Consider the following 21,014-nt stretch of genomic DNA (forward strand, 5'->3'; position numbering starts at 1 on the left):
TCCTCAGCCGATCGTCACGACGGTGTCGCTGTTGAATTCATAAGGCGGCACCACCAGATTCTTGGGCGCCGGCCCCTTTCGGATACGCGCCGCAGTGTCATAGTGCGAGCCGTGGCACGGACAGAAATAGCCGCCGAAATCGCCACGATTCTCGCCCTCGGCCGCGCCGAGCGGCACGCAGCCCAAATGGGTGCAGACGCCAAGCGTGATCAGCCAGTTTTCCTTGCCGGGCTTGGTGCGTTCATCGATCGTCTGCGGGTCGCGCAGATCGCTCAGCGGCACCTTCTTCGCGGCAGCGATCTCGGCGGGGACGAGGTTACGGACGAAAACCGGCTGTTTGCGCCAGCTGGTCTTGATCGCCTGCCCGGGCTGGATCGCCGAAATATCGATTTCGGTGGTCGACTGCGCGAGCACGTCGGCCGAAGGGTTCATCTGATTGACCAGCGGGAACACCACCGCGGCTGCACCGACACCGGCAAAACTCACTGCTGCGATGTTGATGAAGTCCCGGCGCCGCACGCCATCTTCGATGCCGGCGGTAGTATCGGTTTCACTGGCCATTCGACTGCCCTTGCATGGGTGAACTGACAATAGTTCTCGAAGGATTAGCCCGCCTGAATTGCGCACGCACAAAGCGGCGCAGCCCGGCGGCCCCTCCGGGAATTGCGGGCCTGATAGCCGCACTGTCCGGGCTTGCCAACAGGCAATTTCCGCTTCTCGCGCTGTACGAACAGCTTGGGGCCAAGCCTCTCGATTCCCTGAACTAGCGCGGCTATGGCCTGCCCATGGAAATCGCCCTGTTTCAGCCCGATATCGCGGGCAATGTCGGCACCATCTTGCGCACCGCCGCTTGCTTTGGCGCGCCGGCACATATCATCGAACCGTGCGGTTTTCCGTTCGGCGACGCGGCGCTGAAGCGCGCGGGGATGGATTATGCGGTACGCGCCAATGTCCGCCGCCATCCCGGCTGGGACGCCTTCCGCCAATGGTCGCAGATCGGCGGTCAGCGCACGGTGCTGCTGACCACAGCGGGTGCGACACCGCTCCCCGACTTCGCTTTCGAGCCGGGCGACGTTCTGCTGTTCGGATCAGAGAGCGCGGGCGTCCCGCATCACGTCCATGACGTCGTGACCGCCAGGGTCGCGATTCCGATGCAGCCGGGCTTTCGATCCTTGAATGTCGCGGTGGCGGCTGGCATCGCGCTCGCCGAGGCGCTCCGGCAAACGAAAGGCTTTCCTTCATGATCTCGCTCGACAACCAGCAGCAGCAGGCGCGCACCTGGTTCGAATCGCTGCGCGACCGTATCTGCGCCGAATTCGAAGCGATCGAGCGCGAAGCGGGCAGCAACGCACGCTTCGGCTATACGCCTTGGGACCGCGAAGCCGAGGGCCTGACCGTCGGCGAAGGCGGCGGCGGCGTTCGCGGCGTGATGACCGGCAAGGTGTTCGAAAAGGTCGGGGTCAACGTCTCGACCGTCGGCGGCGAGTTCGCGCCCGATTTTGCCCAGTCGATTCACGGCGCAGGCGATGACCCCAGCTTTTTCGCCACGGGCATCAGCCTGGTCGCGCATATGAGCAATCCGCATGCTCCGGCTGTCCATATGAACACACGCTTCCTCGCGACGACGAAGCGCTGGTTCGGCGGCGGCGCCGACCTCAACCCGCCGATTCCCTATCAGGAAGACACCGACGCCTTTCACGCGCGGCTACGCGCCGCGTGCGCGCCCTATGGTCCCGACGTCTATGAACGCTATTCGAAATGGGCCGAGGATTATTTCTATATCCCGCATCGCGGCGTCCATCGAGGCGTCGGCGGCATATTCTATGACCACCTCGAATGCGGCGACGATGTCGAGTTCGACCGCAACTTCCAGTTCACTCAGGCGGTCGGCGAGGCCTTTCTCGACATTTTCCCGCAGCTCGTGCGGCGGCGCATGGGCCTGCCCTCCACCGACACCGAACGCGACGAACAGCTGGTCTGGCGCGGGCGCTATGCAGAATTCAATCTCGTATACGACCGCGGCACGTTGTTCGGCCTCAAGACCGGGGGCAATATCGATGCGATTCTGATGAGCCTCCCGCCGCTCGCCAAATGGAGCTGAAACAAAAAGGGCGCCCCGTCACCGGAGCGCCCTTTTTCATGTGTTAGCTTTGATCAGGCGAAAACGTCGGCCGCGGCTTTCGGCGAGATCGCACGATAGACGCCGACGGGTATCGAGAATGACACCATGATCAGCGGCAGATAGATCAGCGCGGCCGAAATGATCAGCGAGATCATCGCGCCGACCACCGATCCACCCAGCAGCGAACCGAGAATCGCCCCGACGATCATCCCGACGACCAGCACATAAACGAACAGCAGGATCGTGAAGAGAAGGTAGAACCCCACGATCACCCACTGCGACGGGCCGGTCAGCCGCCAGGATTCGCTAAGCCCCGTGATCGGATTGCGGGTCAGGCGATCGGCCATCACCGGGCCCGCCACGATGAAACGTCCTTGTACCCACAGCATGAAGACGACGACCGCGATATAAAGAATGACCATGAAGAACATCGTTCCGCCACCGATCGCGCCCGATTCCAGGGCGCCGGGCGAAAAAGCCCCCGCCCCGCCGAGCGCCGCGCCGAAGATCAGCCCGAAAATCAGCATGACGACGAAGATCAGGATATAGGCCGCGATCATCACGACGAACATGCCAAAGGCGAAAGCGGGACCGGCCTGGAAGGCCCAGCCCAGATTCGGCGCTTCGCCGGGGTGCATGCCGCCTCGCCAGATCAGCATGCAAACGCCATAGAGAATGACTGAGGCGAGCAGAGCGAACAGGCCGATCTTGCCGAATGCGCCCATGATCAGCGTGGGATCATTGGGAGCCATCGCCATGGCGGAGAAGGTCGACCCCAGCATCAGATAGCCGAGCAGGCCGACCACGAGCAACGCACCGCCGAACCAGATCAGCATCTGCATCCAATTGGCCTTCAGAAACGCAAAGGTTTCCGAAAAGGCCGCACCGATACTCATTTTCATGTCACTTCCCCCTTTTGTTGAACCTGACCTTCTTGGCTCCACGTCAGGCGACCCAACCTCCTGCCTTATCTTTTTTGTTCAATCGAATACCTCGGGGATCGCCCCCGTTGCCAGCTGACGGTAGGCCGCGGCCGAGATCGCGATCGTCACCATCGTTGCGACAACGCCGACCGCGGATTCGAAAAAGCCGCTCACGATATGGCCAATGCCGGGCCCCGCCCCCGCGATGACGCCCACCACGCCCGTGATGATCATCAGGATGATGACGAGCACGACCGTGACGAGGAACAGGAAAAAGAAGATCGCCCAGCCATTGCCGCGGGTCATGGCCCAGCTCTGGGCGATGGCGTCGAGCGGGTTGTAAACACCCCGGTCGGAGATGATCGGAGAAATCAGCCCCAACCGCCCAACCAAATAACACCCGGGAATGATAAGCAGAATGAAACCGAAGCCAAGGATGATGCCGACCAGTATCTGCAACACGATCAGCGTCGGCAAAAGCCGCAGCGCGAAGGACAAGGCCTCCCCCACGCTCGTGGCGGCGCGCGACAGCCAGAGCCGGAGAATTGCCAAGGTCCCGACCATCGCGAACAACCCCACCACGACCTGATAAGGCAGCATCTGCCAGACATTTTCCCGCACTGTCGCGATGACCTGATCGAGCGTCGCGCCGACGGGCGGTTCGACCGGTGTCGGACCGAACCAGGCGACGGCAAGCGAAGGCAGGAACAGAAATACCGCAGCAATCGTGCCGGTCAGCGTCGTATGCGATTTGAGCAGAGCCACCGTGTCGTCCCAGGCCGCGCCCATGTCGAATTTTGCCATTTATACCCCGTAATTTATTGCTTGCCCGGTTTCCGGTGAAACTGACCTCGTTCGGCCGTAATGTCCAGTCTTGTTACAGAATTGCGCCGCCCTCTTGCGCGGTGGCGCGGCAGGGGACAGATAGCGCTCGATGCCATCGTTCCCTGCCCCCGAATGGACCGTATCGCGCGGCCTGATCGATTATGCCGCAGCGCTTGCCGACATGGAGCGGCGCGCCGCCGCTATTCACGAGGGCATGGGGCAGGAGCGCCTCTGGCTGCTCGAACATCCGCCGCTCTACACAGCGGGCACCAGCGCCGATCCCGCCGAACTGCTCGACCCGCGCTTTCCGGTCTTCGATGCGGGGCGCGGCGGGCGTTATACCTATCATGGCCCTGGCCAGCGTATCGGGTATGTGCAGCTCAACCTAGCAAACCGCGGCCGCGACGTGCGCGCTTATGTCGCGGCGCTCGAAGGCTGGGTTATCGATGCGCTCGCGCTCCTCGACGTCCGAGCGCGCCGTGCAGATGGCCGCATCGGCATCTGGACCGACACGCCGGACGGACGCGAAGCCAAGATCGGCGCGATCGGCGTGCGCGTGAAGCGATGGGTGACGCTTCACGGCTTTTCGCTCAACGTGAACGCCGACCTGACGCATTTTACCGGCATAGTCCCATGCGGGATTGCAGAATTTCCGGTGACGAGCCTCGCCGCGCTCGGCAATCCGGCCACCTTCGTCGATGTCGACCAGGCGCTTTCGGACACGGCATCCGCCTTTCTCGACAAGCTACAGCAGAGCGATTAGGAACAACGCCATGACGCGGACATACTTCATCGCCCTGCCCCTTGTGATGCTCGCTGCCTGCAACAGCGAGCCTGCTGGAAAATCGACTGCCAAGCTCGACGCGATCGAGGTGCAGCCGGGAACGATCAGCGATTCGATGATCATTCTCGACGATAGCGCCGGCGATGGCACCGCGATCGACAACAGCGTTCCCGATGACGGCACGAAGAAAGAAGCGGCCAAGCCGGAGGACGCGTCGACCAGCGAAGAGGACAATGAGGCCACTTCGGATGATCCCGAGGCCATCGCCGCACCCGGCGGCCAAAAGGCCGTGACTCCTGACGCGGTCGCCAAAAAGGCCGAATAGGCTTTTAACGTAGCCCCAGGCTCTTGTGCGTCTGGAGCGACAAGCGCCAGCGCGGATCGGCCATCACCAAATCGATACACGCCTGCACATTGGCGGCCGCATCGGGATCGTCCAGCGGCTGGATCAGCCGATGCGCAAAATCGAGCGCCGCGAGCCGTTCGATGTCGCTACCCGGCTGCGGCCAAACCAGCTTCAGTTCGTCGCCGCTAGTCTGGACAAGTCCGCTTCCCGCCTTCGGGCTGATGCAGATCCAGTCGATGCTCCGCGGAACGGCAATGGTGCCGTTGCTCTCGATCGCGATGGTGAAGCCTTCGGCATGGAGCGCGTCGATCAGCTCGGAGTCGACTTGCAGCATCGGCTCGCCACCGGTCAAAACGACATACCGACCTGTCTCGGTCTCGCCCCAGCTTTCGGCGATGACCCTGGCGAGCGTCTCCGCGTCGCGATATTTTCCGCCAAGCGTACCGTTGGTCCCGACAAAATCGGTATCGCAGAATTTGCACACCGCCGTTGCGCGATCCTGCTCGCGCCCTGTCCACAAGTTGCAGCCGGCGAAGCGGCAAAAGACCGCGCGGCGGCCCGCCTGCGCGCCTTCGCCTTGCAGCGTCAGGAAAATCTCTTTGACGGCGTAAGTCATCGGATCAAGCGTAACGCGTCGGATCGGCAAGCCCCGCATCGGCGAAGCCCTTGCTGCGCAGGCGGCAGCTGTCGCAATAGCCGCAATGCAGTCCGCCCGGCGCCGGATCGTAGCAAGACCAGCTCATCCCCGCGTCCATGCCGAGACGCGCTGCTTCGGCCGCGATGTCGGCCTTTGTCATATGCTGAAGCGGCGCATGAATGCGGAAGTCGACCCCTTGGTCGCCATCACGCGTCGCGAGCCGCGCCAGCTTCTCGAAACCCGAAATGAATTCGGGGCGGCAGTCTGGATAGCCCGAATAGTCGAGCGCATTGACGCCGATGACGATGTCCTGCGCCTGCCGTGCTTCGGCCAGCCCGAGCGTCAGCGACAGGAAAATGAGGTTACGCGCGGGCACATAGGTCACCGGAACGTCCCCTCCAACCCCATCCTTGGGCACATCGATATCGGCCGTGAGCGCCGAGCCACCAAAACGGCGCAGGTCGAGCGGCAGCACGATATGCTCGGCCGCGCCGATATATTCGGCGATCCGTGCCGCCGATTCCAGCTCGACGCGGTGGCGCTGGTTATAATCGATTGTCAACGCGACGATCCGCGCGCCCGCTTCGCGTACGAGGCCGGCACAGACCATCGAGTCGAGCCCGCCCGACAAAAGGACGATCACGGTTTTTCCGGAAACTTGCTGCATCGGCGCCAAATAGGCGCCGATCAACGGGCGCGCAAGTGGTGCACTGCACCAAAGAAAATGGGCCGCGCGGCACTTGCTGCACGGCCCAGTTCGGCTCGAAAGCCGTTAGGGAGAAGGACACACATCCGTGCGTCGTGATCCCGGTCTAGCGAAGAATGGTTAACAAGAGGTTAGGAGCAGGCGCCGGCGCGGCGCGCCTCGATGGCCTGCGAGAAGGGCCGTCCCTCCGCAATGCCCTGCGTATCGATCTGCACAAGGCGGTTGGTTTCGCTGCGGATCGTCGTGCGGCCATGCCCCGCGCCCGGACAGGTGTAATGGACCGTCACCGAGTTCGGTGTATCTTCGATGATATAGCGCGAGCAATTGGCGCGCGGATGCTCGATCTGGATCAAGCGGCGCGCGTCGCCGATACAAACCGACTGCAACACCGCGTCCTTGCCCCGCTCGCGAAGTTGCCAACTGCCCTTTTCCAGCCGATCCAGCATCGCAAGCGACGGCGCTTGTGCGGGCACAGAGCCCGCGCCGGCCAAACCAAGCGCGACCAGGGAAACTCGAAAAATGGGAGAAAAGATCGCCATTTTACCTTCCATCCGGCTGCCTTGCCCAGGCAAAATTGCGACCCCGTTCACCCAGAGGTAGCAACTGGCGGCGGTCATTTCAACCGCCTGTCGTTCATTCGCCTCGGCTGGTCGCTGGACGGACGAGCGACGCCCGTTCAGCCGTGCGTTGCGATCTCGTCGAGCGGGATCGGAAAGACGCGCGAACAAAAGGCGCAATCGACCTGAACCAGACCCGCATCGTCCGCCATCTCGCGCCGTTCGCTCTCCGGGAATTTCGACAGGACACCTGCGAAATAGTCGACGCTGCAACGGCAACCGCGCGAAACTGGAATGCCCGGTTCGACGCGTACTTCCTCTTCATGGAACAGGCGCCACGCCAGCGTTTCGAGCGAGGTTGCGGGATCGGTGAGTTCCTCGCCCTTGAGCGTTGTGGCGATCGCCTTGGCGTGCTCCCACTCGGGATGATCATGCCGGACATGCAACCGGTCGCGCCCGACTTCGCCTTCGGGAAGATGCTGGAGCAACAGCCCGCCCGCGACGCATCCGGCTTCGGCATCATGCCGCGCCGACAGTCGGATCAGGCTCGCGATCTGTTCCGACTGTTCGAAATAATGCTCGGCAGCTTCGCCTATCGAGACGCCTTCCAGCGGGACGATCCCCTGATAGCGCTCGCTTGTCGCGCTCTGGTCGAATGTGATCGCAAGAAAACCTTCGCCAAACAGCGCAAACAACGTCGGATCGGACCCGACCTCGGCCAGCCGCTCGGCATCGAACTTGAGATAGCCGCGCAGCTCACCGCCGCGATAATCGCAAACCAGCAATTCGACGGGGCCGCCGCCGGTCTGCGCCTGAAGCGTCATCTGGCCGCCGTCTGCCTTGAGCGTCGAGCCGAGCAGGACGGTGAGCACCAACGCCTCGGCAAGCAGCTTTTCGGCGACGGGCGGATAGTTGTGCGCCGCCATGATCGTGTTCAGCACCGGCCCAAGGCGGACCAGCCGCCCGCGGACGTGCCGCTCGGCGATGGTGAAGACCAATGGCTGATCGAACCAGGTTTCGATCGTCTCGCTCATAATTTGCCGAGCGCCCAGAGCAGGATCGACTTTTGCGCGTGGACTCGGTTCTCGGCCTCGTCCCAGACGCGCGACTGCGATCCGTCAATCACCGCATCGACAACTTCTTCGCCGCGATGCGCGGGGAGGCAGTGGAGGAACAGCGCGTCGCTTTTCGCTGTGCCCATCAGTCGCTCGTCGACCTGATAGGGCGCCATCGCCGCCAACTTGTTGTGCGCGTGATCCTGACCCATCGACACCCAGGTGTCTGTGACGACCAGATCGGCGCCGGCGACGGCTTCGCGCGCGTCACGCACGACGTCGATTCTGGCGCCCTTTGCCCGCGCGGCCTCTACAAAACCGGCATCGGGCTCATAGCCTTGCGGCACACCCGCGCGGACATGAAAGCCGAACAGCCCCGCCGCCTCGATCAGCGATGCAAGGACATTGTTGCCGTCACCGAGCCATGCAAGTTCGAGGCCCGGCAGCGCTTTGCCGCTTTCGACGATCGTCAGCAGGTCGGCGACGATCTGGCACGGATGCGAAAGGTCGGTCAGCCCGTTGATTACCGGAACGCTGGCATATTCAGCCAGCTCCTCGATCTTTCCATGATCGTCGGTTCGGATCATGATCGCGTCGGCGTAGCGCGAAAGCACGCGCGCCGTGTCGGCGATCGTCTCGCCGCGGCCAAGTTGCGTCGTGCCGGCGTCGAGGATCATCGGCACGCCGCCAAGCTGACGGATGGCGATATCGAACGAAGCGCGCGTGCGCGTCGAATTCTTTTCGAACACCATCGCCAGCACATGATCGGCGAGCGGCTTGTCGGCGTCGGGCTTGGCTTTCGGCCAGCCGGCGCGTGCGGCCTTGCGATCGATCGCGTCGGCAAGCATCGCCGCCACCGCATCCCCGCCCGCGTCGGACAGGTTGAGGAAGTGCCGCATCATGCCCTCCGTTCCACGGGAACGGAAAACATCAGGACTCGGGCGGCGTATAGCTCGCCGCGCCCGCTGACAATTTCTCGATGCACTCGTCGATATGGCTCTGTTCGATGTTGAGCGGCGGCAGGATGCGGATCACATTGTCGCCCGCAGCCACCGTCAACAGCCCGTGATTGTCACGCAGGTGCGCAACGAAGGCGCGGCTGTCGCTCTTCATCTTGACGCCGAGCATAAGCCCCATGCCGCGCACGCTTTCGAACAAGCTATCATGGTTCGGGATCAACTGCTCGAGCGCGCCGCGAAGGCGCTCGCCGGTTGTTTTGACCTGATCGAGGAACCCGTCCTCCAGGACGACATCAAGCACCGCCTGCCCTGCCGCCATCGCGAGCGGATTGCCGCCATAAGTCGATCCATGCGTGCCGATCACCATGCCGCGTGCGGCCTGTTCGGTCGCGAGGCACGCGCCCATCGGGAAACCGCCGCCAATGCCCTTCGCGCTGGCAAGGATATCGGGTGCAACGCCATATTGTTCATACGCGTACAGCGAACCCGTGCGCGCGACGCCGCACTGGACCTCGTCATAAATCAGCATCAGGTCGCGTTCGTTGCAGATGTCGCGCAGGCCCTGCAGGAAGGGCTGCGACGCGGGGCGAATGCCGCCTTCGCCCTGCACCGGCTCGACGAGAAAACCCGCGGTGTTGTCATCGACCAGATCGAGCGCTGCGTTGAGATCGTCGAACGGCGCGTAGGCAAAGCCGGGCAGCAACGGATCGAAACCCTTGCGCAGCTTTTCCTGGTTGGTCGCCGAGATCGTCCCCAGGGTGCGGCCGTGAAACGCGTTGTTGAAGGTGATCAGATTATGCTTCTGGGCGTTGCCTGCGCTCGAATGATAGGCGCGCGCGGTTTTGATTGCGCATTCGACCGCCTCGGCGCCCGAGTTGGTGAAGAACACCGTATCGGCGAACGTGTTGTCGACGAGCCGCTGCGCCAGCGCTTCGCCCTGCGGGCTGCCATAAAGGTTCGACACATGGATCAGCGTCGCCGCCTGATCCTGGATCGCTTTCGTCAGCACCGGATGGCCATGGCCGAGCAGGTTGACCGCGATGCCACTCGCGAAATCGAGATAGCGCTCGCCGCGCTCGCCGATCAAATAGGCGCCTTCTCCGCGCACCGGACGCACACCGCACCGGGGATAAACGGGCATCAGCGGCGTGATCGACATGGCGGGCACCTTTCCAAACAAACAAAAGTAAAAAGGCGACCCCAAACGGGCCGCCCTTGGTCGGGCCGTCCCTATACTGCCGCGGCCAGAGCCGCGTCAACACAACGCGTTCAGAGCGATTTCGCGGCTTCCATCGCGAGCGCAACCGAGTGCTTGCGCGCTTCATGGTCGTACATCGACGAAGCGACTATGATCTCGTCGACCCGGGTGCGCGCCTGAAACGCCTTGAGCCCCGCAGCGATGTCGTCGACCGTACCGATTGCCGAGCATTGCAGCACATGGTCGAGGATCGCGCGGGCGTTGGGCGGAAGGCTGTCCCTATAGCCTTCGAGCGGCGGCTTCATCTTGCCGGGGTTGCCGGTGCGCAGCGCGACGAACGCCTGCTGCTGCGAAGAGGCGAGCAGCTCGGCTTCCTCGCGCGTGTCCGCGGCGAAGACGTTGAAGGCGGCCGCTGCATAAGGCTGGGAAAGCTGGTCGGAAGGTTTGAAATTGCGGCGATAGATGTCGAGCGCTTCGTCGAGCGCATCTGGCGCGAAATGGCTGGCAAAGGCATAGGGCAAGCCCAGCATCGCCGCGAGCTGCGCGCCGAACAGGCTCGACCCGAGGATCCAGAGGGGAATTTTCGTGCCCTCACCGGGCACGGCGCGGATCCCTAGCCGGTCGTCGCCCGCGAGGAACGCCTGCAACTCGACGACGTCTTGCGGAAATTGCCGCTCGTCACTCGCCAAATTTCGCCGCAGCGCGCGTGCGACCGTGCCGTCGGACCCGGGCGCGCGGCCAAGGCCCAGGTCGATCCGTCCCGGAAACAAAGCTTCCAACGTACCGAACTGCTCGGCGATGACCATCGGCGCATGGTTCGGCAGCATGATGCCGCCGGCGCCGATACGGATCGTCGAGGTCGCCTGCCCGAGATGCGCCAGCACGACCGAGGTGGCAGCGCTGGCGATCCCCGCCATGCCATGATGCTCGGCAACCCAATAGCGTTCGTAGCCAAGCGCCTCGGCGTGGCGCGCAAGGTCGGCGGCATGGGCGAGCGATTGCGAAATCGTGCCGGTGTCAGTCACGGGCACGAGGTCGAGGAAGGAAAGTTTCGTCATGCAACCGATATGCGGTCGCGACGTGCCGGGTTCAACCTCACTGCTTCGCGGGCACATGGAAGAAAAACTACGCCCGCTCGTCTTTCGGCGAGTCCATCAGCACATAGGTGGTGATCGAATGAACCTGCGGCAGAACGCCCAGCACCTCGGTGTGGAAATGTTTGTACGACGCGAGATCCTCGGTCTCGACGCGCAGCAGATATTCGATTGCGCCCGTGAGGTTGTGGCACTCGCGCACTTCGGGCGCGACGGCCATCGCCGCCTCGAAATCAACCTGCGACTTCTTGGTGTGCGACGACAGCCCGACCGTCACATAGGCCAGGAAGGTCAGCCCGAGCTTCGCCGGGTCGATCGCCGCGCGATATCCTTTGATAACTCCGCTGCGTTCGAGTTCCTGCACGCGACGCAGGCATGCCGACGGAGACAGACCCGCGCGCTCGGCCAGCTCGATGTTGGAGATTCGGCCGTCGCGCGACAATTCTCGCAATATCTTGCGGCCAATACTGTCGATCTTGATCATAGGTTGCATAATCTATCTCAAAGAAGACCATCTTTGCAATCCATCGCCGATTGAAACGCATTATGTTGCGCCGTATGGAACAAACCACTCTCGCTGCCCTCTCTGCTTTCGCGCTCGTCTCGTCGATCACGCCGGGTCCGAACAATATGATGCTGATGGCCTCGGGCGCCAATTTTGGCCTCCGCCGCACCGTGCCGCACGCGCTTGGCGTCGGGATTGGCTTTACGCTGATGATCGTCCTCGTCGGCGTCGGGCTCATGGGGCTGTTCGATCTGTTCCCCGTGCTCAACGTCGTTCTGAAGGTTGCGAGCGTCGCCTATCTGCTCTGGCTCGCGTGGAAGATCGCCAATGCTGCGGCGCCGGGCGATGACGAGAGCGCGCGCAGCAAGCCGATGACCTTTTTCCAGGCGGTGATGTTCCAGTGGGTGAACCCCAAAGCCTGGTCGATGGCGCTGACGGCGATCGCGCTCTACGCGCCTGACCGCAATCTGGCCGCGGTGCTGCTCGTCGCGGTGATCTTCGGCATCATCAACCTTCCCTCGACCAGCCTCTGGGCCGTGATGGGCACAGCGCTGCGCGGCTGGTTGTCGACCCCGACGCGATTGCGCGCCTTCAACTGGACGATGGCGGCCTTGCTCGTCGGATCGCTCGCACTGCTGATTTGACCCGATTGCAAGGTTGCGAACCGCAACCTAAAGACGGCGCTCCCCTCCCCTGACCGGAGAATTGAGCATGCAAAGCCGCCGCCTCGGAAAAAGCGCCATCCACGTCTCCGACATCTGCATGGGGACGATGACGTTCGGCAGCCAGACCGACGAGGTCGAAGCCTTTCGCATCCTCGACCGCTGCTTCGACGAGGGCATCGATTTCTACGACACGGCCGAAGGCTATCCGGTGCCGCCCGACATCAAATGGGTCGGCCGTACCGAGGAGATTGTCGGCCGCTGGCTGAAGACCAAGAACCGCGACGCGATCATCCTCGCAACCAAGGTCTCGGGCCCCAGCCACGTCTGGTTCAAATCGCCGTGCCGTGGCGGCATGACAGCGCTCGACCGCAAGAATATCTTCCAGGCGATCGATGACAGCCTGACGCGGCTGCAGACCGATTATGTCGATCTGTATCAGACGCACTGGCCCGATCATGACGCGCCTTATGACGAGATGATGGACGCGCTCGACGAACTCGTCCGCGTCGGCAAGGTCCGTATTCTCGGCTGCTCGAACGAGACGAGCTGGGGCTTGATGAAATCGATCGCGGCGTCCGAGCAACTCGGCGTCGCGCGCTATCATACGATCCAGAATAATTTCAGCCTCAACAACCGGCGCTTCGAGGATGAGCTCGCGCAGGTTTGTCGGCAGGAGGGCGTCAGTCTGATCCCCTATTCGCCGCTCGCCGGCGGCGTGCTCGCGGGGAAATATCAGGGCGGCGCGAAACCTGAAGGGGCCCGTTTCTCTCGCTATCTGGGCATGGAAGGGCGGCAGGCGGCGATGGGCCGCCGCTTCGTCAATGAAAAGAGCCTCGCGGCGACCGAGCGTTATCTGGCAATTGCCGAAGAAAATGGCTTGCACCCCGTGACCATGGCAACCGCCTGGTCGAAACAGCATGACTTCGTCGCCTCGACGATCGTCGGCGTCAGCGCCTATGATCAGGTCGACCCGATCCTCGCGGCGAAGGATCTGGTTCTGAGCGATGAGCTCATGAAAACGCTGAACAAGGTGGGCAAGGACATCCTCTACCCGATGGGCTAGCCGAACCGCTCGCGCAGCTCGAACTTCAGCACCTTGCCTGTCGCGTTGCGCGGCAGAGCATCGACAAGCTCGAGCCGCGCGGGATGCTTGTAGCGCGCAAGGCGGTCGCCGCAGTGCAGCTTCACTTCTTCGATGGTCACCGTCGCGCCCGGGCGCGGGACGATCACGGCGCAGCCATATTCGCCCCATTTGGGGTCGGGCAGCCCGATCACCGCGACCTCGTGGATCGCTTCCATCGCATAGAGCGCATTCTCGACCTCGGCCGGATACACATTCTCGCCGCCGGTGATGTACATGTCCTTCACCCGGTCCTCGATGTAGAAATAGCCGTCCTCGTCCTGCCGCCCGACGTCGCCCGAGCGAAACCAGCCGTCGACGAAGCTTGAGGCATTGGCATCGGGCCGGTTCCAGTAACCGGGCGTGATGTTGAGCCCGCGCATCCAGATCTCGCCAAGCTCGCCGATGGCCGCCTCGACCCCGTCGCCGCGCATGATCCTGGCTTCGCAATGGCGCACCGGACGGCCCGCCGCGCCGATCTTCGCCGGAATGTCGCGCTCGTCGAGCATCAGCGCCGCAGCGCAGGTTTCGGTCATCCCATAGCCTTCCCGGATCACGACGCCGCGGTCGTACCAGGTTCGGAGCAGGCTTTCGGGGACGCTTTCGGCGCCGCAGCTCATCGTCTGAACGCGCGAGAAATCGGTGCCCCCGAAATCGGGATGCGCCTGCATGGCATTGTACATCGCCGGCACGCCCAGGAAGTGGGTGACGCCAAGCGCGGGGTCGCCGAACAGGCCCAGCATGCCGCGCGGTTCAAATCCCCGCACGACGATGACGGTGCCGCCATATCCAAAGGTAATGGTCGTATAGGCGACGAGCCCGCCGATGTGGAACAAAGGCAGCGCGACGATGCCGACCATCCGGCTCGACGCGTTCGAGGCACTGCCCGATCCGGCATTGATGAAATAGAATTGGGCGTGATTGAACATCACGCCCTTCGGCGTTCCGGTTGTTCCCGACGAATACATGATCATGCACAGGTCGGTCCCGAGTTGCGGCGTTTGCGCATAAACAGGCGCCGCTGCGCCGATTGCGGATTCGAGGTCGCCGCTCTGTCCCATCGGATCCATCGTGATCCAGTGCGCGACCTCGGTCTTTTCCTTGAGCGCTGGAATGACGACCGCAAGATCGCTGTCATAGAAGACCGCGCGCGCGCCGCTATCGCTGACCATGAAGGCCAGCTCATGCGCAGTCAGGCGGAAGTTCAGCATCGTCAGCACCGCGCCGATCCGCCAGCAGGCGAACAGGATGTCGAGCATGTCGCTGCTGTTCATCGACAGCAGGCCAACGCGATCGCCCTTAGCGATCCCGATCGATGTCAGATGCCCCGCGATCCGCGCAACGCGCTCGTGCATGTCGGCATAGCTGTGGGTTCGTCCGCTGTGGATATCGATCGTCGCGGGCTTGTCCGGAAAACGCTGCGCATTCTCCGCGATCCAGTCATAGACCAGCATATCGTTCATCGTTTCTCTCCCACGGTAAACTTACGTTTTCCGCTGGAGAAAGCTAGTCCGAACCGCCCCCATCGCCGCCGCCATCACCTCCCGAGTCAGAGCCGCCATCCGAATCGCCGCCGCAATCTGCACCATCCTCGCCGCCAGCAGGATCATCGACGTCGCAGACGGGCGTGGCCGCGCTGTCGCCGGTGATCATTGACGGCGGCGAATAGTCCGAACCCCCGCTGTCACGTGGCGTCTCGTGCCGGGCCTGTCCGCCGCGCGTGATGCCGGGGATCGCACCCTTCGTCAGCTTCACGATCAACACCGCCGCCAGCAATAGCGCGATTATCGCCCAGACCATCTGCCGCTCTCCCCCCTTGCGAAGCCGCTATGCGAGTTGGGCCTTGAACAGCCCCAGCATCCGCCCCCACGCCTTTTCGGCAGCGGCCTCGTTGTATGCGCGGCCGTCGGGCGGGCACCAGCCATGCATCGCGCCGGCATAGACCTCGACCTCGTGCCACTGCTTTCGCGGCGTCAGCACGGCTTCAAGCCGGTTCTTTTCCTCGGGATCCTGCTTGTCGTCATTGCCGGCGATCGCGAAGAGATAGCCGGCATTGGTCTTCGGGATCAGCAGATGCGGGCTGTCGGGCTTGTCGCTGCCGACACCGCCGCCGTGAAAGCTCGCCGCCGCGCCGACGCGATCGGGTTCGAGCGCCGCGGTGTAGATCGTCATCGGTCCACCCATGCAATAACCGGTGGTGCCGAGCTTGCGCTTGGTATCGACCTCCTTCTGGGCATCCAGGAAGGCGAGATGCGCGGTCGCATCGGTCGTCACAAGCGCTTTGTTAAGCTGCTTCAGATAGCCGAACAACTTGTCGCGGATCGCGGGGTCGTTGAAATCGTTGGTCGCATCAACGACCGGCGACTTCTGCCAGCGATAAAAGGGGTTCACCGTCAGCACCGCATAACCCTCTCCCGCGAGCCGGTCGGCCATCTGGCGGAAGGCGGGGCGCAAGCCGCGAATGTCCGGCCATACCAGCACGCCGGGATGCTTGCCGCTCGCCGGCGCGACGAAATAGGCGTCGGCCGTGCCGTCGGCAGTCTTGATCTCGACATCGCGGCCCTTGACCGGCTTACCCGCCAGCGCGTGCGCGGGGAGCATCGAGGCGAGCGCGCCAACACCCGCGAGCGCGGTGAAACTGCGCCGCCCGACAGACAGGCCCGCACGGTCGAGATCGGCTTCGGTGAATTCATCGCACATCGCATCTCTCCTTGAAGACCATTTTCGAAAAGCGGCAGAAACCTGCGCAACTTCACTCTGGATTCGACAATTCGGCGGTTCACCAGGAGGCGAACAGGCGATGAGGCTAATCCAGCGGTACATTATAGGACAGCGATTTTTGAACGGGTTAACTCACGCCCTCGTCGTGGAGGGTATTCAGGCGAGCGCTGCAATATCGTCAAAGCTGAGCGCCACATGATGCACGCCGATGCCGCGCAACATCGCGCCATGCGCCGCACGGTCCGGGATATGGCTCGCGCCGCAAAAGCCGACGACGGTCATCCCGGCTGCCAGCGCAGCCAGCGCCCCGGTCGGCGAATCCTCGACCGCCAAACATTGCGCGGGGTCGATCCCGATTCCCTTCGCCGCAGCGAGATAGATATCCGGATGCGGCTTGCCACGGTCCCAGCCGTCAGCGCTGTAGATATGTGCGCCGAAATGATGGCGCAGCCCGAACAGGCCAAGCGCCCAGTCGATATATTCGGCGCGGCTCGATGAAGCGATCGCGCGGGGCATCGTGCCCAGCGTGCCCAGAAAGGCCGGCGCGCCAGGGACGGCGTCGAACCCCTCCATGAAACGCGCCCGGGCGCGGGTGCGGTGCGTCTCGCGGAAATCCGCAGGCAGCGGGCGGCCAAAGCGCGCTTCGATGCGCCGCTGCGTCTCCTGCCAATTGTGGCCATAATAATCGCGAAGGCAATCGTCATAGGTGGTGGGCATGCCCACAGCGGTCAGGCTCTCCGCAAGCGACTGGTTCGCGCGCACTTCGCTGTCGGCGATGACGCCGTCGAAGTCGAAAATGATCGCGGTGGGGGTCATGCAAATCTCACAATCTTCATACTTCGGGTTTAGAGCGAGCGGAGTCAGGAGACATCAGCATGAAGTTCATTACCCTGAAATCGCGCGGCGGCGATTATCTCGTCATCGCCGAAAATGTCGCCTGGCTCCGCGACTATGAAAACGGCCAGACGCAGGTCGGCATGGTCGGCGGCGCGCCGTTGCTGGTCGCCGGCAAGATCGAGGATATTGCCGCGTCGATTCTGGCGCAGGCGAACGGGTCCCAATGAGCCGCGGGCGTCACGGCATGATCGCGGCATCGCGCGCATAGCCCCAGGGACCTTCGCCCGACCAGTTCCGCCCGTCGGGAAAGCTCAGCGTCAAACCGCTAAGCAGCGACGGCGCAAACAGCCGCATGTTCACGCCCATCAGATCGACTTCGCCGCCCATGCGCTCGATCAAGCCCTTGGTCGCGGACCAATGTGTCGTGCAGCCGCAGATGGCACAGAAATGCAGATCCGAATTGGGATTTTCCCTGTCGGCGCGATTATAGGTTCGCGTCGCACCCTCGATCACCACGTCGCGCGGCGACATATAGGTCCAGAGGATGCCGTGCGAAAAACAGAGCGAGCAATTGCACTCGGCGATCTCGTCGGGCGCCCTGGTACAACGCAACGAGACGGCGCCGCAATGACAGGCGCCTTCCCAACTCATTCCACCGTCACCGACTTCGCCAGATTGCGCGGCTGGTCGACATCGGTCCCCTTCGCGACCGCCACATGATAGGCAAGCAACTGCACCGGCACCGCATAGACCAAAGGCGCGATCAGCGGGTGGACCTTGGGCATTTCGATGGTCGCCATGCAGCCGTCGCCGGCTTCGGCAAGGCCTTCGGCGTCGCTGATCAGCACGACCTTCCCGCCGCGCGCCATGACTTCCTGCATGTTGCTGACGGTCTTTTCGAACAGCGGCCCTGAGGGAGCGAGGACGATCACCGGGACCGCTTCGTCGATCAGTGCGATCGGGCCGTGCTTCATCTCGCCCGAGGCATAGCCTTCGGCGTGGATGTAGGAGATTTCCTTGAGCTTGAGCGCGCCTTCGAGCGCGAGCGGATAGTCCGGGCCGCGGCCGAGGTAGAGCACGTCGCGCGCGGGAGCGACGAGATGCGCCATCGCCGCAATATCCTCGTCATGCGCGAGCGCGGCATTGAGCGCCGCGGGCGCTTCGATCAGATGCTTGACGATCTCATGCTCTTCGTCGGCGCTAAGCTTGCCTTTCTTGAGCGCAAGATGCGCGGCGAGCGCCGCGAGCACCGCGAGTTGGCAGGTAAAGGCCTTGGTCGACGCCACGCCGATCTCCGGCCCCGCATGTGTCGGCAAAAGCAGATCGGCCTCGCGCGCCATGCTGCTGGTGGGCACGTTGACGACCACCGCGATCGTCTGGCCGTGCGCCTTGCAATGACGGAGCGCCGCAAGCGTGTCGGCGGTTTCGCCCGACTGCGAAATGAACAGCGCAAGCCCGCCCGGTTGCAGCACCGGGTCACGATAGCGGAACTCCGAGGCGACATCGATGTCGACGGGCACGCGCGCAAAGGTTTCGAACCAGTATTTGGCGACCATGCCTGCATAGAAGCTGGTGCCGCAGGCGACGATCGTGATGCGTTCGACGGTCGACAGGTCGAAATCCATCTGCGGCAGCGCGACCGTCTGTTCGAGCGGGCGGATGTAAGAGGAGAGCGTCTGCGCGACCACGGTCGGCTGCTCGAAAATCTCCTTCTGCATGAAGTGGCGATAATTGCCCTTCTCGACTGCGGCTGCGGTGACGCCCGAGGTGGTGATCTCGCGCGTCACGGGATTGTTGGCGGCGTCATAGATCTGCGCGCCATCCTTCGTGATCACGACCCAATCGCCTTCGTCGAGATAGGCGATCTTCTGGGTCAGCGGCGCGAGCGCAAGTGCGTCCGAACCGAGATAGGTCTCACCCTCGCCATAGCCGACGACAAGCGGCGAGCCGAGGCGCGCGCCGATCAACAGGTCGGGGTGCTGGCGAAACGCGATGGCGAGCGCAAAGGCGCCGCGAAGTTGCGGCAGAACGGCCTTCACGGCTTCCTGCGGCGACTGCCCCGCCTCGACCTGTTCGGAAACGAGGTGCGCGACGACTTCGGTGTCGGTCTCGCTTTCGAAGCTGCGGCCGCGCGCCTGCAACGCTTCGCGCAGCGGCTTGAAATTCTCGATGATCCCGTTGTGGACCAGCGCGATCTCGCCGGTCGCGTGCGGGTGCGCATTGCTCGTGGTCGGTGCGCCGTGAGTCGCCCAGCGTGTGTGCGCGATGCCCACCGTGCCGGGCGCGGGATTGCCCGCCAGTTCCTTGACGAGATTGTTCAATTTCCCCTCGGCGCGGCGGCGGATCAGCTGCCCGCCCTCGACCGTGCAGACGCCCGCCGAATCATAGCCGCGATATTCCATGCGGCGCAGACCGTCGACGAGGCGGTCCGCTACCTGGTCCTTGCCGATGATTCCGATAATTCCGCACATGGGAGCTTGGCTTTCTTCTAGAGCGTGTAGGGAATGCGAATACCCGGCATCGATGCCGGAAACACCTTGATATTGCGCGTAACCAGAATGCGACCGCTGATCTGTGCGGTCGCCAGTACGAAAGCGTCGGCGAGGGTCAAGCCCTTGCGTTCGGCGCGGAGCGCGGCGGCGCGGCGCGCGACGGCGTCGCCGATCTCTTCGACCTGGAAACAGCCGAGGAACGCTTCGACGGCTTTCAGGCTCTGCGCGTCGGCCGCCGACATGACTTCGGTCCAGCTGACGCGGCTGATGCTCTTGCGCCCCGCGCGGCGGATCTCGCTGCGCGCCGCGTCGACGCCATTAAGGGCATCGATCAATATGTCGCTGTCGAACTGCGCATCGATCATTCGCGCTTGCCCCGCAGGCGGCGCTGATACTTGAGTCCGTCGCCGATGTCGTCGCGCGCGCTCCATATGCCGAACGCATTATCGATCGCATCGCCCGAAGCATCGGCGCGATACGCCGTCACCGCGCGGCGAACGAGCTCGGCGCGCGATACCCCCTGGTCGGACGCGAGGGCGTCGAGCCATTCGACGTCGGTATCGGGAATGTCAGCGAGGAAGCGCATGCGAGTCTGATATCATATCATGATATCAAATCAAGTGCGTCCAAAGTTTCTGTCGACGAAGGTCATGGCAAACTGCACCGGATCGGCGGGGCGTCCGTTCGCCGCCTCGAACTTCGACTTGCCGTCATCCCAGATCTTGCGGATCTGCGCGGGAAGCTCGGCCGGAAATTTCATCTGCGCTGCGACGATCTCGGTCCAGCTGCCGGTGCGGGTCAGGCTCTGGCGCATCGTCGGCTCCATCGCCACGCAATAGGCGCGCGTCGCCTCATCAAGATGGCCGATCGCGTTCAGCACCCACGCGTCGACATAGCGCAGGAAGGGCTTGTCGTCGTAGCGGTCACTCATCTGCTTTTCTCCATCATCCATTCATCGCGCAGCAGACCATAGATCAGCGAATCGCGTACGCCGATGTGCGTTTCCCACTCGCCGCGCAGCCGACCTTCATATTGGAAACCGAGGCGTTCGAGCAGCGCAATCGAACCCGCATTCTCGGGATCGGTGTCGGCGAAAATGCGGCGCAATTCCAGGTTGCCGAAGCCATGATCGATCACCCGGCCGACCGCCTCGCGCGCGATGCCGCTGGCCCATTGGTCGCGGCGCAGAATATAGCCGATCTCTTTCACGTCGGGCTTGCCGTCGATCAGGATCACCCAGCCCAGCGCGACATCGTCGCCCGCCGTGATCGCCCAGCAAAGATAGCCCTGCCCTTCGCTGGCGTTGCCTTTGACATAGTCGGACGTCTCGGCGGGCGACGCATGCGGCCCGCTCGACCACCAGAGCATAACCTCGGGATCGGATAGCACCGGAAACAGCGCGGCGGCGTCATCCTCGCGCAGCTGGCGCAGCACGAGGCGCGCGGTCGTCAGCGTCGGCGCGGGCATC

Annotated in this window: 28 protein-coding genes; 7 read left to right on the forward strand and 21 right to left on the reverse strand. The window is 63.1% G+C overall.

What is annotated here, in order from left to right:
* Positions 1-3: 3 nt before the first annotated feature.
* Positions 4-561, reverse strand: coding sequence for a ubiquinol-cytochrome c reductase iron-sulfur subunit (petA, locus tag ACO055_RS03820; protein WP_422061277.1), 558 nt, complete (start codon positions 559-561; stop codon positions 4-6).
* 224 nt (positions 562-785) lie between these two features.
* Here petA and ACO055_RS03825 point away from each other — a divergent pair, with 224 nt between their 5' ends.
* Together ACO055_RS03825 and hemF are read left to right on the forward strand one after the other, a co-directional pair.
* Positions 786-1,244, forward strand: coding sequence for a tRNA (cytidine(34)-2'-O)-methyltransferase (locus ACO055_RS03825; RefSeq protein ID WP_422061278.1), 459 nt, complete (start codon positions 786-788; stop codon positions 1,242-1,244).
* Positions 1,241-2,101 (forward strand): oxygen-dependent coproporphyrinogen oxidase, encoded by an 861-nt coding sequence (gene hemF / locus ACO055_RS03830; protein WP_422061279.1) that lies wholly within the window; start codon positions 1,241-1,243, stop codon positions 2,099-2,101. Before ACO055_RS03825 ends, hemF begins: the two co-directional genes overlap by 4 nt.
* A 53-nt stretch (positions 2,102-2,154) precedes the next feature.
* Here hemF and ACO055_RS03835 read toward each other — a convergent pair whose 3' ends face one another.
* Both ACO055_RS03835 and ACO055_RS03840 read right to left on the reverse strand, forming a co-directional pair.
* Complete coding sequence (locus ACO055_RS03835; protein WP_422061280.1) at positions 2,155-3,024, reverse strand: hypothetical protein; 870 nt, start codon at positions 3,022-3,024, stop codon at positions 2,155-2,157.
* Between the two features lie 78 nt (positions 3,025-3,102).
* On the reverse strand, positions 3,103-3,849 hold the full coding sequence (locus ACO055_RS03840; protein WP_422061281.1) for a hypothetical protein: 747 nt from the start codon (positions 3,847-3,849) through the stop codon (positions 3,103-3,105).
* Positions 3,850-3,979: 130 nt separating this feature from the next.
* Here ACO055_RS03840 and lipB point away from each other — a divergent pair, with 130 nt between their 5' ends.
* Together lipB and ACO055_RS03850 are read left to right on the forward strand one after the other, a co-directional pair.
* A complete protein-coding gene (gene lipB, locus ACO055_RS03845; protein ID WP_422061282.1) occupies positions 3,980-4,633 on the forward strand; it encodes a lipoyl(octanoyl) transferase LipB in 654 nt (217 codons plus the stop codon).
* A gap of 10 nt (positions 4,634-4,643) precedes the next feature.
* Positions 4,644-4,979 carry a hypothetical protein gene (locus tag ACO055_RS03850; protein WP_422061283.1) on the forward strand — a complete coding sequence of 112 codons (336 nt, stop codon included), beginning with the start codon at positions 4,644-4,646 and terminating at the stop codon, positions 4,977-4,979.
* 4 nt (positions 4,980-4,983) lie between these two features.
* Here the strand turns inward: ACO055_RS03850 and queE are convergent, their stop codons facing one another.
* The 8 genes from queE to ACO055_RS03890 form a co-directional block, all read right to left on the reverse strand.
* The gene (gene queE, locus ACO055_RS03855) at positions 4,984-5,616 is read right to left on the reverse strand and encodes a 7-carboxy-7-deazaguanine synthase (RefSeq protein ID WP_422061284.1); all 633 of its coding nucleotides are present in this window, start codon (positions 5,614-5,616) and stop codon (positions 4,984-4,986) included.
* Positions 5,617-5,620: 4 nt separating this feature from the next.
* Positions 5,621-6,304, reverse strand: a complete 684-nt coding sequence (queC, locus tag ACO055_RS03860) for a 7-cyano-7-deazaguanine synthase QueC (protein ID WP_422061285.1) — start codon at positions 6,302-6,304, stop codon at positions 5,621-5,623.
* A 170-nt stretch (positions 6,305-6,474) separates the two neighbouring features.
* Positions 6,475-6,960 carry a DUF3617 domain-containing protein gene (locus ACO055_RS03865; protein ID WP_422061286.1) on the reverse strand — a complete coding sequence of 162 codons (486 nt, stop codon included), beginning with the start codon at positions 6,958-6,960 and terminating at the stop codon, positions 6,475-6,477.
* A gap of 59 nt (positions 6,961-7,019) precedes the next feature.
* Entirely contained in the window at positions 7,020-7,934 is a 915-nt protein-coding gene (locus ACO055_RS03870; RefSeq protein ID WP_422061287.1) for an Hsp33 family molecular chaperone HslO, read from the reverse strand.
* Positions 7,931-8,857, reverse strand: coding sequence for an ornithine carbamoyltransferase (gene argF, locus ACO055_RS03875; RefSeq protein ID WP_422061288.1), 927 nt, complete (start codon positions 8,855-8,857; stop codon positions 7,931-7,933). The genes ACO055_RS03870 and argF overlap by 4 nt, the downstream gene beginning before the upstream one ends.
* A 28-nt stretch (positions 8,858-8,885) precedes the next feature.
* A complete protein-coding gene (locus ACO055_RS03880) occupies positions 8,886-10,073 on the reverse strand; it encodes an aspartate aminotransferase family protein (RefSeq protein ID WP_422061289.1) in 1,188 nt (395 codons plus the stop codon).
* A gap of 110 nt (positions 10,074-10,183) precedes the next feature.
* Positions 10,184-11,170, reverse strand: coding sequence for an LLM class flavin-dependent oxidoreductase (locus tag ACO055_RS03885; protein ID WP_422061290.1), 987 nt, complete (start codon positions 11,168-11,170; stop codon positions 10,184-10,186).
* Between the two features lie 67 nt (positions 11,171-11,237).
* The gene (locus ACO055_RS03890; RefSeq protein ID WP_422061291.1) at positions 11,238-11,699 is read right to left on the reverse strand and encodes an Lrp/AsnC family transcriptional regulator; all 462 of its coding nucleotides are present in this window, start codon (positions 11,697-11,699) and stop codon (positions 11,238-11,240) included.
* A 65-nt stretch (positions 11,700-11,764) separates the two neighbouring features.
* Between ACO055_RS03890 and ACO055_RS03895 the strand changes: the two genes are divergently transcribed.
* Together ACO055_RS03895 and ACO055_RS03900 are read left to right on the forward strand one after the other, a co-directional pair.
* A complete protein-coding gene (locus ACO055_RS03895; RefSeq protein WP_422061292.1) occupies positions 11,765-12,355 on the forward strand; it encodes a LysE family translocator in 591 nt (196 codons plus the stop codon).
* Positions 12,356-12,422: 67 nt separating this feature from the next.
* A complete protein-coding gene (locus ACO055_RS03900) occupies positions 12,423-13,439 on the forward strand; it encodes an aldo/keto reductase (RefSeq protein ID WP_422061293.1) in 1,017 nt (338 codons plus the stop codon).
* Here the strand turns inward: ACO055_RS03900 and ACO055_RS03905 are convergent.
* From ACO055_RS03905 to ACO055_RS03920, 4 genes are all read right to left on the reverse strand, one after another.
* Complete coding sequence (locus ACO055_RS03905) at positions 13,436-14,959, reverse strand: acyl-CoA synthetase (RefSeq protein ID WP_422061294.1); 1,524 nt, start codon at positions 14,957-14,959, stop codon at positions 13,436-13,438. The two genes, ACO055_RS03900 and ACO055_RS03905, sit on opposite strands and share 4 nt — an antisense overlap.
* Positions 14,960-15,002: 43 nt before the next feature.
* The gene (locus ACO055_RS03910; RefSeq protein WP_422061295.1) at positions 15,003-15,296 is read right to left on the reverse strand and encodes a hypothetical protein; all 294 of its coding nucleotides are present in this window, start codon (positions 15,294-15,296) and stop codon (positions 15,003-15,005) included.
* Positions 15,297-15,323: 27 nt separating this feature from the next.
* On the reverse strand, positions 15,324-16,196 hold the full coding sequence (locus tag ACO055_RS03915) for a dienelactone hydrolase family protein (RefSeq protein WP_422061296.1): 873 nt from the start codon (positions 16,194-16,196) through the stop codon (positions 15,324-15,326).
* Positions 16,197-16,373: 177 nt separating this feature from the next.
* Entirely contained in the window at positions 16,374-17,033 is a 660-nt protein-coding gene (locus tag ACO055_RS03920; protein WP_422061297.1) for an HAD family hydrolase, read from the reverse strand.
* Between the two features lie 59 nt (positions 17,034-17,092).
* On the opposite strand from ACO055_RS03920, the gene ACO055_RS03925 reads away from it, so the two are divergent.
* Complete coding sequence (locus ACO055_RS03925; protein WP_422061298.1) at positions 17,093-17,281, forward strand: hypothetical protein; 189 nt, start codon at positions 17,093-17,095, stop codon at positions 17,279-17,281.
* Between the two features lie 10 nt (positions 17,282-17,291).
* Here ACO055_RS03925 and ACO055_RS03930 read toward each other — a convergent pair whose 3' ends face one another.
* From ACO055_RS03930 to ACO055_RS03955, 6 genes are read right to left on the reverse strand one after another with little or no spacing between them, the layout of a single operon-like run.
* Positions 17,292-17,666 (reverse strand): aldehyde-activating protein, encoded by a 375-nt coding sequence (locus tag ACO055_RS03930; RefSeq protein WP_422061299.1) that lies wholly within the window; start codon positions 17,664-17,666, stop codon positions 17,292-17,294.
* A gap of 35 nt (positions 17,667-17,701) precedes the next feature.
* Positions 17,702-19,525 carry a glutamine--fructose-6-phosphate transaminase (isomerizing) gene (glmS, locus tag ACO055_RS03935; protein ID WP_422061300.1) on the reverse strand — a complete coding sequence of 608 codons (1,824 nt, stop codon included), beginning with the start codon at positions 19,523-19,525 and terminating at the stop codon, positions 17,702-17,704.
* Positions 19,526-19,542: 17 nt separating this feature from the next.
* Positions 19,543-19,911 carry a PIN domain-containing protein gene (locus ACO055_RS03940; RefSeq protein WP_422061301.1) on the reverse strand — a complete coding sequence of 123 codons (369 nt, stop codon included), beginning with the start codon at positions 19,909-19,911 and terminating at the stop codon, positions 19,543-19,545.
* Positions 19,908-20,132 (reverse strand): ribbon-helix-helix protein, CopG family, encoded by a 225-nt coding sequence (locus ACO055_RS03945; RefSeq protein ID WP_422061302.1) that lies wholly within the window; start codon positions 20,130-20,132, stop codon positions 19,908-19,910. The genes ACO055_RS03940 and ACO055_RS03945 overlap by 4 nt, the downstream gene beginning before the upstream one ends.
* A gap of 30 nt (positions 20,133-20,162) precedes the next feature.
* Positions 20,163-20,477 carry a hypothetical protein gene (locus tag ACO055_RS03950; RefSeq protein WP_422061303.1) on the reverse strand — a complete coding sequence of 105 codons (315 nt, stop codon included), beginning with the start codon at positions 20,475-20,477 and terminating at the stop codon, positions 20,163-20,165.
* The gene (locus ACO055_RS03955) at positions 20,474-21,013 is read right to left on the reverse strand and encodes a GNAT family N-acetyltransferase (RefSeq protein ID WP_422061304.1); all 540 of its coding nucleotides are present in this window, start codon (positions 21,011-21,013) and stop codon (positions 20,474-20,476) included. Before ACO055_RS03955 ends, ACO055_RS03950 begins: the two co-directional genes overlap by 4 nt.
* Position 21,014: the final 1 nt, after the last annotated feature.

Source organism: Sphingopyxis sp. (genome assembly GCF_965227415.1).
GTDB lineage: Bacteria > Pseudomonadota > Alphaproteobacteria > Sphingomonadales > Sphingomonadaceae > Sphingopyxis.

Excerpts from the sequence above, each read along its gene's own strand:
- ACO055_RS03880 (WP_422061289.1), bottom strand. The coding sequence starts at position 10,073 with ATGTCGATCACGCCGCTGATGCCCGTTTATCCCCGGTGCGGTGTGCGT.
- argF (WP_422061288.1), bottom strand. The coding sequence starts at position 8,857 with ATGATGCGGCACTTCCTCAACCTGTCCGACGCGGGCGGGGATGCGGTG.
- ACO055_RS03840 (WP_422061281.1), bottom strand. The coding sequence starts at position 3,849 with ATGGCAAAATTCGACATGGGCGCGGCCTGGGACGACACGGTGGCTCTG.
- ACO055_RS03940 (WP_422061301.1), bottom strand. The coding sequence starts at position 19,911 with ATGATCGATGCGCAGTTCGACAGCGACATATTGATCGATGCCCTTAAT.
- petA (WP_422061277.1), bottom strand. The coding sequence starts at position 561 with ATGGCCAGTGAAACCGATACTACCGCCGGCATCGAAGATGGCGTGCGG.
- lipB (WP_422061282.1), top strand. The coding sequence starts at position 3,980 with ATGCCATCGTTCCCTGCCCCCGAATGGACCGTATCGCGCGGCCTGATC.
- ACO055_RS03905 (WP_422061294.1), bottom strand. The coding sequence starts at position 14,959 with ATGAACGATATGCTGGTCTATGACTGGATCGCGGAGAATGCGCAGCGT.
- ACO055_RS03870 (WP_422061287.1), bottom strand. The coding sequence starts at position 7,934 with ATGAGCGAGACGATCGAAACCTGGTTCGATCAGCCATTGGTCTTCACC.
- ACO055_RS03865 (WP_422061286.1), bottom strand. The coding sequence starts at position 6,960 with ATGACCGCCGCCAGTTGCTACCTCTGGGTGAACGGGGTCGCAATTTTG.
- ACO055_RS03915 (WP_422061296.1), bottom strand. The coding sequence starts at position 16,196 with ATGTGCGATGAATTCACCGAAGCCGATCTCGACCGTGCGGGCCTGTCT.
- ACO055_RS03925 (WP_422061298.1), top strand. The coding sequence starts at position 17,093 with ATGAAGTTCATTACCCTGAAATCGCGCGGCGGCGATTATCTCGTCATC.
- ACO055_RS03950 (WP_422061303.1), bottom strand. The coding sequence starts at position 20,477 with ATGAGTGACCGCTACGACGACAAGCCCTTCCTGCGCTATGTCGACGCG.
- ACO055_RS03945 (WP_422061302.1), bottom strand. The coding sequence starts at position 20,132 with ATGCGCTTCCTCGCTGACATTCCCGATACCGACGTCGAATGGCTCGAC.
- ACO055_RS03920 (WP_422061297.1), bottom strand. The coding sequence starts at position 17,033 with ATGACCCCCACCGCGATCATTTTCGACTTCGACGGCGTCATCGCCGAC.
- ACO055_RS03895 (WP_422061292.1), top strand. The coding sequence starts at position 11,765 with ATGGAACAAACCACTCTCGCTGCCCTCTCTGCTTTCGCGCTCGTCTCG.
- hemF (WP_422061279.1), top strand. The coding sequence starts at position 1,241 with ATGATCTCGCTCGACAACCAGCAGCAGCAGGCGCGCACCTGGTTCGAA.
- ACO055_RS03850 (WP_422061283.1), top strand. The coding sequence starts at position 4,644 with ATGACGCGGACATACTTCATCGCCCTGCCCCTTGTGATGCTCGCTGCC.
- ACO055_RS03955 (WP_422061304.1), bottom strand. The coding sequence starts at position 21,013 with ATGCCCGCGCCGACGCTGACGACCGCGCGCCTCGTGCTGCGCCAGCTG.
- queE (WP_422061284.1), bottom strand. The coding sequence starts at position 5,616 with ATGACTTACGCCGTCAAAGAGATTTTCCTGACGCTGCAAGGCGAAGGC.
- queC (WP_422061285.1), bottom strand. The coding sequence starts at position 6,304 with ATGCAGCAAGTTTCCGGAAAAACCGTGATCGTCCTTTTGTCGGGCGGG.
- ACO055_RS03900 (WP_422061293.1), top strand. The coding sequence starts at position 12,423 with ATGCAAAGCCGCCGCCTCGGAAAAAGCGCCATCCACGTCTCCGACATC.
- glmS (WP_422061300.1), bottom strand. The coding sequence starts at position 19,525 with ATGTGCGGAATTATCGGAATCATCGGCAAGGACCAGGTAGCGGACCGC.
- ACO055_RS03835 (WP_422061280.1), bottom strand. The coding sequence starts at position 3,024 with ATGAAAATGAGTATCGGTGCGGCCTTTTCGGAAACCTTTGCGTTTCTG.
- ACO055_RS03825 (WP_422061278.1), top strand. The coding sequence starts at position 786 with ATGGAAATCGCCCTGTTTCAGCCCGATATCGCGGGCAATGTCGGCACC.
- ACO055_RS03890 (WP_422061291.1), bottom strand. The coding sequence starts at position 11,699 with ATGCAACCTATGATCAAGATCGACAGTATTGGCCGCAAGATATTGCGA.
- ACO055_RS03885 (WP_422061290.1), bottom strand. The coding sequence starts at position 11,170 with ATGACGAAACTTTCCTTCCTCGACCTCGTGCCCGTGACTGACACCGGC.
- ACO055_RS03910 (WP_422061295.1), bottom strand. The coding sequence starts at position 15,296 with ATGGTCTGGGCGATAATCGCGCTATTGCTGGCGGCGGTGTTGATCGTG.